An 11,304-nucleotide genomic window follows, 5' to 3' on the forward strand; every position below is an offset into this window, starting at 1 on the left:
TCTCTGAATTTCAACACGACAGTCCTTTCAGGGGTGGCGGCAAATCGGCCCATCGGCTGTGTTGCCCCGCTTGCCCGATGCACCACATCGCGCTGCGCGACGCGCCTTGCCGAGTGAACCGATTTTCCGCCATCAAATGCTTCAATCTAATCACAACGCGCTCTAGCCATGTTTTGAATGCCAATTCTATCCGGAGGCATTCTCGAAAGGTGTCTCGAAAAACACAGCTCCGGCGCAGCGATGACGGTTTTTCGCCGCAGATTCGTTCGCGGACGGGAGCCTGTTCCCGCCGATATCGGGCAGAGGTGACATTGAGAGTTGCCCTGCCCGTCTTCGGAACTTCGTCCCGGTGGCGGGGTCAAGCCGCGCTCCACCACGAGGTCTTTGCCCTTTATTCTTCAGAAAAATAAAGGAATACAGACGCTTGGCCATTTAACTAAATTGCAAGCATAATTCTTAATCCGGTTTCAAGGCTGTGATGCCCATAATTCGCGATCACTGGTGTCCCGCCGCTGTCCAGATGGCGGCGGGGCGGCAGGTGTAAACGATCCGATCTGATGGGAAAGATGGTCATGAACAAGGAAAAACTGGGCGCTGTGGGCAGGAAATTCCAGCGCGACGAGAACGGCAATTTCCTGATGATGTTCGGTCTGGCGACCGCTGCGATATTCCTGACGATTGGCCTTTCGGTCGAATATGCGCAGTCGATCAACATGAAGACGCGTGTGACCAATTCGCTGGATGCAGCGACACTGGCAACCGCGCGGGCGCTTTCAATTGGCGATATCACGCAGGCGCAGGCCGCGAGCTATCTCGAGCAGGTCTTTACTGCCAATATCGGCGTGAAAAACATCGCGGAAAGTCGGTTCAAACTCGACGACGTCACGATCGATCCGGTGGCGAACACCGTGACGGCCCAGGCGAGTTTCCATCAGGATCTGAGGTTCCTGTCGGTCGGCACGGCAAATGACAAACAGATTGTCGGCAGCCGGTCGGCCGCCACCTACGGTATCTCCGATATCGAAGTGGCAATGGTGCTCGATATCACCGGATCCATGAAGGGTCCGAAGATCACGGCGTTGAAGCAGGCGGCCAATCTGGGTGTCGAAGAACTTCTGAGCGTCAACTCGCCGACGGACACCAAAGTGCGCATCAGCCTCGTGCCCTACAGTTATGCGGTCAATGTCGGCAGTGACCTGTCGAAATATGTGTATCTGGATTTTCCGTTCAAAAAGAGCGCGGCACCAGCGTTTGATGCAGCGCTCTATGAGGCGACAGGCACCGGTTATGACATATCGGATTTTCTGAAGACCGGTAACAAGAAGCATATCAAGCCCAAGGACGGAGTTGCCGAAGATCATTGCGCGACGGACCGCAAGAAGCCCAAAAGCGGCACGAATTTCCAATATACGGACGCGCATCCGGGCACGGCCATGCTGCCGCGGGATTCGCGGCTGAAGACCAGTTGGTGCCCGTCCGCAGCAATGATGCCGCTCAGCAGGGACGAAACGGCTCTCAAAAACCGTATCAACAGCCTCGGCGCCAGCGGTTCGACCGCCGGACATATCGGGCTGCAATGGGCCTGGTACACGCTGTCGCCGAATTGGGCCGATTATCTGCCGGCAGGCTCGAAGCCCGGCGATCCGATTGCCGATGACGATCTGCAGAAATACATCATCCTGATGACGGATGGTCAGTTCAACACCGCCTATGCGGACGTCAAACGCGGGGGCTGGGAACCCATCAAACAGGCATCGACGTCCAAGACGCACACGGACAATCTTTGCGACAATGTGAAGAGCGACAAAATCAAGATCTTCACCGTCGGTTTCAAGCTCAAAAACTCGGCGGCCATCGATATGCTGAAGAACTGCGCAACACCGGATGAGGGTGATGTGACCTATCACTACGAGCCCGAAACCGACGCCGAGCTCAGGGAAACCTATGAGAAAATTGCACGCACCATTCAGACTTTGCGTCTCATCCAATAGGTTTCGACACAAAAACCGGCCGCCTGTGCGGCCGGTTTTTTGTTGCCTTTGCCGCCCGATGCCCTAGTTTCGCCGAACCTCGACCGATCGACCGGAGCGCGAATATGGGTGCCAAAGGCAGGGCGAAGTCGCTGCGCAGACTTCTTGGGCATGCACGTGACGTGATGCAGATCGACGTGGGATTTATCCTTTGGGACGGGTCGACCGTTCCGGAGGAGCTGCCGGCCGACGCCTTTGCGATCAGGCTTGCCGACGAAGGCATTGTCTCCGGGCTGATGCGCAAGCCGAATATGGAGACATTGCTGAACCTTTGGGTGTCGAAGCGCATTGACCTCGTCAATGGCGATCTTTTCGACCTGACGGCGCAGAAGCCGAAAGTCCGGACCCGGGACATCCGCAGCAAGCTGAGCAAATGGCTGGTGTTCAATGCGCTGCGCAAATTCCTGTTTGTCAGCCGGGGCGGTCCCTGGCCGCTTGAGAACCAGGCGGACGAGAGGCCGAGCGACGGCAGCCGCGAGGAAAACGAAAAGAACATCCAGTATCATTACGACGTCTCGAACGCCTTTTATGCGCTGTGGCTTGACGAGGAGATGGTCTACACCTGCGGCTATTGCACTGACTGGGACAATGACATCGACCGCATGCAGCGCGACAAGCTCGAGATGATTTGCCGCAAACTGCGGCTCAAGCCGGGCGAAACGATGCTTGATATCGGCAGCGGCTGGGGAGCGCTTTGTATCTACGCCGCTCAGAATTACGGTGTGTCCACGCTGGGCGTGACGTTGTCGGAAGAGCAGATCGCCTATGCAACAGCCAAAGCGGAGCGACTCGGTCTTTCCGACCGTGTCAAATTTGAACTTGCCGATTACGCAACCGTTCAGGGCCAGTTCGACAAGGTGGTCTCGGTCGGCATGCAGGAACATATCGGTCTTGAGAACAATCCGACCTACTATGGTACGGTCAAGCGGATACTGAAGCCGGACGGCCTGTTCCTGAATCATGCCATCACCCGCCCGATGAAGAAGGACGAGAAGACCTTCCGCAAGAAAAACGAAGGCTTCAAGCTTCTGACCAAATATATCTTTCCGGGCGGCGAGCTCGACCATATCGGCAACACGGTCAAAACGTTCGAGCAGTTCCACTTCGAGGTGCACGATGTGGAGAACTGGCGCGAGCACTATCAGCGCACCTGCCGGCACTGGCACGATCGGCTGCTGGCGCGCTACGAGGAGGCCGTGGCGGAGGCGGGCGAGGTCAAGACACGCATGTGGGTGCTTTATCTCGGCGCCTGTTCGATCGCCTTCGAACGCAACACCGCGCTGATCTACCAGACACTGGTGTCGCACAAGAGACGCGGCCCCAGCGGCCTGCCGCCGACGCGCGCCGATCTTTACCGGGAAGCGTGAAAAAGGGGGCCGCGTGCCCTTCCGGTTCTACTTTTTATTTTGCCGGTTCTCGATCAGATCGTCGACAACCGCGGGGTCTGCGAGCGTTGACGTATCGCCCAGGGAGCCGAAATCGTCCTCGGCGATCTTGCGCAGGATGCGGCGCATGATCTTGCCGGAGCGGGTTTTGGGAAGACCCGGTGCGAACTGGATCTTGTCGGGTGAGGCGATCGGTCCGATCTCCTTGCGCACATGGGCGACCAGCTCCTTGCGCAGGCTGTCGCTTTCCTTGTCGCCCGCCATCAAGGTGACATAGCAGTAGATGCCCTGCCCCTTGATGTCATGCGGGTAACCGACGACGGCGGCCTCCGACACCTTGTCATGGGCAACCAGCGCCGATTCGACCTCGGCCGTTCCCATACGGTGACCGGAAACGTTGATGACGTCATCGACGCGGCCGGTGATCCAGTAATAGCCGTCATCGTCGCGCCGGCAGCCGTCACCGGTGAAGTATTTGCCCTTGTAGGTGGAGAAATAGGTCTGAACAAAGCGCTCATGGTCGCCATAGACCGTACGCATCTGTCCGGGCCAGGAATCGACGATGCACAAATTGCCGTCGGTCGCGCCTTCCAGCACATTCCCGTCACCGTCGACAAGCTGGGGCTGAACCCCGAAAAAGGGGCGGGTCGCCGAGCCGGCCTTCAGATCGGTCGCGCCCGGCAGGGGCGTGATCATGATGCCGCCGGTCTCGGTTTGCCACCAGGTATCGACGACCGGGCATTTCCTCTCACCGACGATGTTGTAATACCATTCCCAGGCTTCCGGATTGATCGGTTCGCCGACCGAGCCCAGCGTGCGCAGGGATTTGCGCGAGGAGCGGGTGACGAAATCATCGCCGGCGCCCATCAGGGCGCGGATCGCGGTCGGCGCCGTATAGAAGATGTTGACCTGATGTTTGTCGACGACATCCCAGAAGCGTCCGGCATCGGGGTAATTGGGCACGCCCTCGAACATCAGCGTCGTCGCGCCGTTGGCGAGCGGTCCGTAGACGATATAGGAGTGGCCCGTCACCCAGCCGACATCGGCGGTGCACCAGTAGATGTCGCCGTCGTGGTAGTCGAAAACATACTGGTGGGTCATCGAGGCGTATACGAGATAGCCGCCGGTCGTGTGGAGCACGCCCTTGGGTTTGCCTGTCGAGCCGGAGGTGTAGAGGATGAAGAGCGGATCCTCTGCCTTCATCCTTGCCGGAGGGCAGTCCGATTTCGCAGCCTGTGTCGCCTTGTGATACCAGATGTCGCGTTTGTCCGACCAGTCGATATCGGCGCCGGTGCGCCGGACAACCAGTACGTTTTCGACCTTCACGCCCTGTTTTTGCGCGATCTCGATCGCCTTGTCGGTGTTTTCCTTCAGCGGGATGGGCCTGCCGCCGCGCAGCCCTTCATCGGCGGTGATGACGAAGGTTGAATCGCAATCCACGATCCGTCCGGCAAGCGCATCCGGCGAGAAGCCGCCGAACACGATCGAATGGATGGCGCCGATGCGCGCGCATGCGAGCATGGCATAGGCCGCCTCGACGATCATCGGCATGTAGATGGTTACGCGGTCGCCTTTTTTGACGCCGTTCGCCTTCAGCACGTTGGCGAGACGGCAAACCTGTTCGTGAAGTTCGTTATAGGTGACCTTCTTGTCGTCGTAGGGATTGTCGCCCTCCCAGATGATCGCCACCTGATTGCCGCGTTTTTTCAGGTGACGGTCAATGCAGTTGTAGGAGACGTTGGTGACCCCGTCCTCGAACCACTTGATGGAGACCTTGCCGGAAAAGGAGGTGTTCTTGACCTTGGTGTAAGGCCTGAACCAGTCGATCCGCTTGCCGTGCTTCTTCCAGAACTTGTCCGGGTTCCTGGTGCTCTGGCGATACCAATCGAGATAGGTATCGTTGTCGATCAGTGCTCGTTTCCTTGCAGCCTTGAGCACCTTGTGGGTCTTTTCACTCATCCAATCCTCCTCCGTTGGCGGCCCGGTCTGCTATCTCCCGGGGCAGTCGCGGACCGCACGCACGTTGTGTTCTTCATAACAGGTGTTTTTTCAAGAGCAATTAGACTAATGGGCTGATAGGCGGTGCGATCGGCTGTCAGATTGCAATTTGCGATGAACGGCGTTATAGAAGCGCCAATTCCCGGAAAATGTGGAGATACCCACGGCCCGCGCTCCGGAGCGGGCGGACAGGAGACATTTATTCCCATGGCCCAACAACTGCTCATGCCAAAAGCCACCGCCGTCTGGCTGGTCGACAACACAGCGCTGACCTTCGAACAGATCGCCCAGTTCTGCAAGCTGCACACGCTTGAGGTCAAGGCGATCGCCGATGGAGAGTCGGCGCAGGGCATCAAGGGTCTCGATCCGATCCAGACCGGCCAGCTTTCGCGCGACGAGATCGCCAAGGCGGAGGCGGATCCGGCGCACAAGCTGAAACTGTCGAACCCGAAGGTCCATGTTCCCGAACTCAAGCGCAAGGGTCCGCGTTACACGCCGGTGTCCAAGCGCCAGGACCGTCCGAATGCGATCCTGTGGCTGGTGCGCAACCATCCGGAATTGCGCGATGCGCAGATTTCACGGCTGGTCGGCACGACAAAATCGACAATCGAGCAGATCCGTGAGCGCACGCACTGGAACTCGGCGAACCTTACGCCGCTCGATCCGGTGACGCTTGGCCTGTGCAGTCAGATCGACCTCGATATGGAAGTCGAGAAGGCCGCAAAGGACAGGCCGGCGGAGGTCGTGGTGCGCGAGGACGAGACGCTGCTTCCGGCGCGGGAGACGGAGAGTTTTGCCTTCGACACGTCGCCGCCGCCCAAGAAGGAAGAGGACGAGATCGATGCCGACGCCGTCTTCGCCAAGCTCAATTCGCTGAAGACGGACAAGCCCGAGGGCGAAGGCGCGTAGGAGATTGCGATCAGGATCAGTGGCGCTCAACGGGATATTCCGGCGCCCGCGATCGCGGCGTTTTTCTGGCTGAAACCGTCATCGACAACTATCGGCCGCTCAAGGTGAACTCGACCATCGCGCCCGGGCCGAGCGGGATGTTGAGCGCCGTCCAGGCGACGATGATGACAACGCCCGTGACCATCAGCCAGATGGAATAGGGGATCATCACGGCCATCAAACTGCCGATGCCGAATTCCTTGTCCCAGCGCTGACAGAAGATCAGTATGAGCGGGAAATAGACCATCAGCGGTGTGATGATGTTGGTCGCCGAATCGCCGATGCGGTAGGCGGCGGTGGCCGTTTCCGGACTTATGCCGAGCAGCATGAGCATGGGCACGAGGATCGGCGCGAGCAGCGCCCATTTTGCCGATGCGGAACCGACAAAGAGATTGATGAAACCCGACAGGATCAGAAGGCCGGCGAGGAGAAGCGGTCCGGGCAGGGCCGTCCAGCGCAGGAATTCCGCGCCGTCGATGGCCAGGATCAGGCCGAGATTGGACCAGACGAACATGACCACAAAATGGGCGGCGGCAAAGGCGAGCACCAGATAATAGCCCATTTCGGACATGGATTCCTTCATCAGCCGGACAAGGTCGCGGTGATTGGCGACAACGCCCGTGATGTGGCCGTAGACCCAGCCGCTGAGCAGGAACAGGAAGAAGAAACCGGCGACGAGCGACTGGTAGAACGGCGTCATGCGGGCTTCCGGCCGGGCATCGTGATCGATCAGCGGAGTGCCCGGGCCGATGGTCAGGAAAACCCACACGGCGATGACGGCAAGGATCGTCAGCGCGCCCCATGTGAGGCCCCTGCGCTCATTGTCGGTCAGCGGCCCGGAAATGGGCTCGTCGGTATCGGCGACGGTTCCGCCTTCCCACTTGCCGAGGCGCGGCTCGACCTGGCGGTCGGTGACGTACCAGATCACCGGCAGATAGACGAAGAACAGCGCCATGATCAGATACCAGTTGCCGGCAATGTTGGCGTTCCATTCGGGATCGAGGATTTCCGCGCCGGCCTCGGTGATGCCGAAGAGCAGCGCGTCGAGCTGTCCGGGAAACAGATTGGCGGAAAACCCGCCCGATACGCCGGCAAAGGCGGCGGCGATACCGGCGACAGGATGGCGCCCGGCCGCGGCGAAGATGACGCCGGCCAACGGAATAAGCACAACATAGGCGGCATCGGCGGCGAGATTGCCGATCATGCCGACGGCGACGACAATCGGTGTCAGAAGCATTTTCGGCGCGTTGCTGACGCCGGCGCGCATGGCCGCGCCCAGAAAGCCGGTGCGTTCCGCAACACCGGCGCCCAGCATGACGACCAGCACGTAGCCGAGCGGGTGGAAATGGGTGAATGTGGTGGGCATATCGGTGACGAGGAGACGCAGATTTTCCGCCGACAGCAGGCTTTTTGCGTCGACGGGCTCGCCGGTCACCGGATGGACCGCCGACAGACCCGTGAGCGATGCGATCAGGCTTATGACCATCAGGATGCCGATCAGCCAGATGAAGATGAAGACCGGATCGGGCAGACGGTTGCCGGTTCGTTCGATGGCGGCGATGAAGCCCTTGGCGGGCTGGGAGGGGATATCGCTCATTGCTGTTCCTGTGCGGGTTCGCCGGTTGTTCCCGGCAGCCTCAGAGAGGACGATTTGAAGCTACGGTAGAGCCGCATTTGGCAGAATCTTCCGCAGTTTAACCGTTATCGCATTGAGCAGGCAACGGTCGGCAATATGATCGCTTCGTCACTTTGCCAATATTGCCGATGACCACCGTACTTTTCTGCGGTTGCTTGACTCCCGGTCTGTTTTTTGGAATCTATACTGGAAGAACAATGCAGGGCAGTCACGTGCGGCAAAAGATGGAGGCATTGCAGGATGCCGTGTCGAGAATCGACCGGCGTCATGGGGATTTTTCGCGCCATGCACGGCTGCGCGGGCAGGAAGCGGGCGGTGCGGCCGCCTTTGGCGTCGATAGCGTTGATGCCGTCTTCAAGGACGGGTTTCCGGTTTTTGCGCTGCATGAGGTGCGCTGTGCGCTGACCCGCGATATCGCGGCGGCCTCCGCTTTCCTTGCCGGTCTGATTGCCGGATGCATGAAGCATCGTACGGGCCGGATCGTCTGGGTCTGCGATCCGGCCTGCCGGCCTGACGGTGGCCAGCTCTTTCCCGCCGGGCTTGCCATGTTCGGGATCGATCCGTCGCGGCTGCTCATGGTGCGCCCGCTGGATTTCAAGACAGCCCTTTGGGCAAGCGACGAGGCGGCCAAGTGCGGCGAGCTTGCCGCCGTCGTCTTTCAGATCAGGGGCAATCAGCCGGGTTTCGACATGACGGCGACACGGCGGCTGATGCTCAAGGCGCAGCAGAACGGGCTCTTCGTATGCATCCTGCGGCAGGGCGGTGACGAGGAGGCCAATGCGGCGGCAACCAGATGGCGCGTCAGTGCGGCGCCGTCGGCAGCCGATCCGCAGCTTGAAAACGGCATCGGGCTTGTGCGGCTCGGCCTTGTGCTTGAACGCAACCGCAATGGTCAAACGGGGCAATGGACCATTCAATGGAACCATAACAGACACGGTTTTGAACATGTCCCAGCGGATCATGTCGATCGCCCTGCCGAAGCTTTCCACCGACCGGGTGGCGCGCCGCAAATGGGGCAGGTCATGGCGTTTGAACGGGCGTCCTGACGTCCCGCCCCTTGCCGCGATCGCAAAAGTCAAGAATGCCATGCGCCTCGTCGCGCTGGACGGCCATGGCCATAAGGCCGGTCTCAGGGTCGAGCAGACACTGAGCGATGCACGCGCGCTGTTTCCGGATCTCGATGTCTTCGATCACGATCCCAAGGCCGATGCGGCGCTGCTCGAGGCCGTTGCCGCCTGGTGCGACCGTTATACGCCGCTGGTGGCCGTCGAAGAGCTCTCTGACGATGTCGCGGGACAATGCGCCGGGCTGTTTCTGGATATTTCCGGCTGCGCCCATCTGTTTGGCGGCGAGGAGGCGATGCGTGACGATCTCGTCGCCCGGCTTCGCGCCGCCGGTCTTCTGGCATATGCCGCGATTGCCGATACGCCGGGGGCGGCCTGGGCGTTTGCCCGTTATGGCACGGGCGGTGTGATCGCGCCGGGCGAACAGGCAACCATGCTGCTCGATCTGCCGCTTGCCGGGCTGCGGCTGGAAACCGAATTGCTCGACATGCTGCGCAAGCTCGGCCTGCGCACCGTCGGATGCATCGCCGCGCTACCGCGCGCGCCGCTTGCCGCCCGTTTCGGCAACGGGCTCCTGTTGCGTCTCGATCAGGCGCTTGGCCGGCAGGAGGAAGCGATATCACCGCGCCTGCCGGTGCCCGAATTGTCGTCGGAGCGTGTCTTTGCCGAGCCGATTGTCCTGCAGGACGATATCGAGCGCACGGCCGCGCAGCTTGCCGCCAATCTCAAGCCGCGTCTCGATGAGCGGCAACTGGGTGCGCGGGCGCTGGAGCTGAAGCTGTTCCGGGTCGACGGTCATGTCGTGACCATTTCGGTGCGCGCCGCAAGCCCGGTCTATCAGCCGGACCGGATCGTCATGCTCTTTCGCGAGCGCATTGCCGGTTTCCATGAGGATCTCGACGCCGGTTTCGGTTTTGACCTTGTCCGCCTGAATGTGACCGGCAGTGAAGCGCGGCCGGTCGAACAGGCCGATCTCGGCCGTGGCGGCGAGGGCGGCGGCGAAGCCTTCGTCAGCCTTGTCGACAAGCTGGGCGCGCGTCTCGGCACGGACCGTGTCCAGTGTTTTGCCGCCGCCGATACCCATATTCCCGAACGCAGCTTCGGTCTTCTCGCTCAGGTGGCGGGCGGCGGCGATGCGCCGTCTTTCCTGCCTGCCGTCGGCGACACACCTGCGGACAGTGAAACGACGGTCGCGGTTTTGACCCGCCCGATCGTGCTGTTTGAGCGGCCCGAGCAGGTCGAGGCGGTCGCCGAGGTGCCGGACGGTGCGCCGATCCGTTTCCGCTGGCGGCGCACGCTCTACCGGATCGTGCGTTCGGAGGGGCCGGAGCGCATTGCCTGCGAGTGGTGGCGCGACGGGCGCGGCGGCCACAGCCGCGACTATTTCCGTGTCGAGGACGAAGAGGGCCACCGGTTCTGGATCTTCCGTCAGGGGCTCTTCGAGCGCGAGACCCATCATCCGAAATGGTTCATGCACGGGCTCTTCGCATGAACGGGCCGCCAGACAAAACCGGTTATGACAAAACCGGTTATGTGGAGCTTGCCGTCACCAGCAATTTCTCCTTTCTGCGGGGCGCCTCGCATCCGGAAGAGATGGTTGTCGAGGCCGCGCGGCTCGGGCTCAAGGGTCTGAGCGTTACCGACCGCAATTCGGTTGCCGGACTGGTGCGGGCGCATATGGCGGCCAAGGAGGCAAAGCTTGCCTTTGCGCCCGGCTGCCGGCTGGTCTTCTGCGACGCAACGCCCGATATCCTGGTGTGGCCGCGCGACCGTGCGGCCTATGGCCGGTTGTGCGAATTGCTGACGACGGGCAAGCGCCGTGCGCTCAAGGGCGCGTGTCACCTGTCGCTGGCCGATCTGATCGATCACGGTGAGGGGCTGATCATGGCCGTGTTGCCGCCGCCCGTCCTGCCGCTTGCCGTCCCCGATTGTCTGGAGAGGTTAAAGGCGCACTTTGCCGGCGATGTCTATCTGGCGGCCTCCTGGCGTTACGGCGTTGCGGATCAGCGTATGCTCGCGGCCATGGCAGGGCTTGCCGGTCAGGCGGGCCTGCCGCTCCTGGCCGTCGGCGATGTCCTCTATCATGCGCCGGAGCGGCGGTTCCTGCAGGATGTGGTGACCTGCATACGCGAGCATCTGACACTGCGCTCCGCCGGCCGGCAGCTTGAACCCAATGCCGAACGGCATTTGCGCGATGCGGCCGAGATGCGCCGTCTCTTCAAGGGCTATGAGCAGGCCGTGGC

8 protein-coding genes are annotated in these 11,304 nt (G+C 60.8%); 6 read left to right on the top strand and 2 right to left on the bottom strand.

Translation table 11 applies throughout. The features are described from left to right. Window positions 1–572 precede the first annotated feature (572 nt). Entirely contained in the window at window positions 573–1,991 is a 1,419-nt protein-coding gene (locus AC5E6N_RS19385; protein WP_491749356.1) for a pilus assembly protein TadG-related protein, read from the top strand. 104 nt (window positions 1,992–2,095) lie between these two features. Continuing rightward, window positions 2,096–3,397 carry a class I SAM-dependent methyltransferase gene (locus tag AC5E6N_RS19390; protein ID WP_491749357.1) on the top strand — a complete coding sequence of 434 codons (1,302 nt, stop codon included), beginning with the start codon at window positions 2,096–2,098 and terminating at the stop codon, window positions 3,395–3,397. Window positions 3,398–3,424: 27 nt separating this feature from the next. Here AC5E6N_RS19390 and acs read toward each other — a convergent pair whose 3' ends face one another. Beyond that, window positions 3,425–5,374: an acetate--CoA ligase gene (gene acs / locus AC5E6N_RS19395; protein ID WP_491749358.1), complete on the bottom strand. Its 1,950-nt coding sequence runs from the start codon at window positions 5,372–5,374 to the stop codon at window positions 3,425–3,427. A 246-nt stretch (window positions 5,375–5,620) separates the two neighbouring features. On the opposite strand from acs, the gene AC5E6N_RS19400 reads away from it, so the two are divergent. Continuing rightward, window positions 5,621–6,322 (top strand): DUF1013 domain-containing protein, encoded by a 702-nt coding sequence (locus AC5E6N_RS19400; RefSeq protein ID WP_491749359.1) that lies wholly within the window; start codon window positions 5,621–5,623, stop codon window positions 6,320–6,322. An 88-nt stretch (window positions 6,323–6,410) separates the two neighbouring features. Here AC5E6N_RS19400 and AC5E6N_RS19405 read toward each other — a convergent pair whose 3' ends face one another. Next, on the bottom strand, window positions 6,411–7,958 hold the full coding sequence (locus tag AC5E6N_RS19405) for an AbgT family transporter (protein ID WP_491749360.1): 1,548 nt from the start codon (window positions 7,956–7,958) through the stop codon (window positions 6,411–6,413). A gap of 236 nt (window positions 7,959–8,194) precedes the next feature. Here AC5E6N_RS19405 and AC5E6N_RS19410 point away from each other — a divergent pair, with 236 nt between their 5' ends. The 3 genes from AC5E6N_RS19410 to AC5E6N_RS19420 form a co-directional block, all read left to right on the top strand. After that, the gene (locus AC5E6N_RS19410; RefSeq protein WP_491749361.1) at window positions 8,195–9,043 is read left to right on the top strand and encodes an ImuA family protein; all 849 of its coding nucleotides are present in this window, start codon (window positions 8,195–8,197) and stop codon (window positions 9,041–9,043) included. Then, entirely contained in the window at window positions 8,943–10,553 is a 1,611-nt protein-coding gene (locus tag AC5E6N_RS19415) for a DinB/UmuC family translesion DNA polymerase (protein WP_491749362.1), read from the top strand. Before AC5E6N_RS19410 ends, AC5E6N_RS19415 begins: the two co-directional genes overlap by 101 nt. Further along, on the top strand, window positions 10,550–11,304 hold a 755-nt coding region (locus AC5E6N_RS19420; RefSeq protein ID WP_491749363.1), incomplete at its 3' end, for a PHP domain-containing protein. The genes AC5E6N_RS19415 and AC5E6N_RS19420, both read left to right, overlap by 4 nt.

The organism is Hoeflea sp., from assembly GCF_984452065.1.

Excerpts from the sequence above, each read along its gene's own strand:
- AC5E6N_RS19385 (WP_491749356.1), top strand. The coding sequence starts at position 573 with ATGAACAAGGAAAAACTGGGCGCTGTGGGCAGGAAATTCCAGCGCGAC.
- AC5E6N_RS19405 (WP_491749360.1), bottom strand. The coding sequence starts at position 7,958 with ATGAGCGATATCCCCTCCCAGCCCGCCAAGGGCTTCATCGCCGCCATC.
- AC5E6N_RS19390 (WP_491749357.1), top strand. The coding sequence starts at position 2,096 with ATGGGTGCCAAAGGCAGGGCGAAGTCGCTGCGCAGACTTCTTGGGCAT.
- acs (WP_491749358.1), bottom strand. The coding sequence starts at position 5,374 with ATGAGTGAAAAGACCCACAAGGTGCTCAAGGCTGCAAGGAAACGAGCA.
- AC5E6N_RS19400 (WP_491749359.1), top strand. The coding sequence starts at position 5,621 with ATGGCCCAACAACTGCTCATGCCAAAAGCCACCGCCGTCTGGCTGGTC.
- AC5E6N_RS19415 (WP_491749362.1), top strand. The coding sequence starts at position 8,943 with ATGTCCCAGCGGATCATGTCGATCGCCCTGCCGAAGCTTTCCACCGAC.
- AC5E6N_RS19410 (WP_491749361.1), top strand. The coding sequence starts at position 8,195 with ATGCAGGGCAGTCACGTGCGGCAAAAGATGGAGGCATTGCAGGATGCC.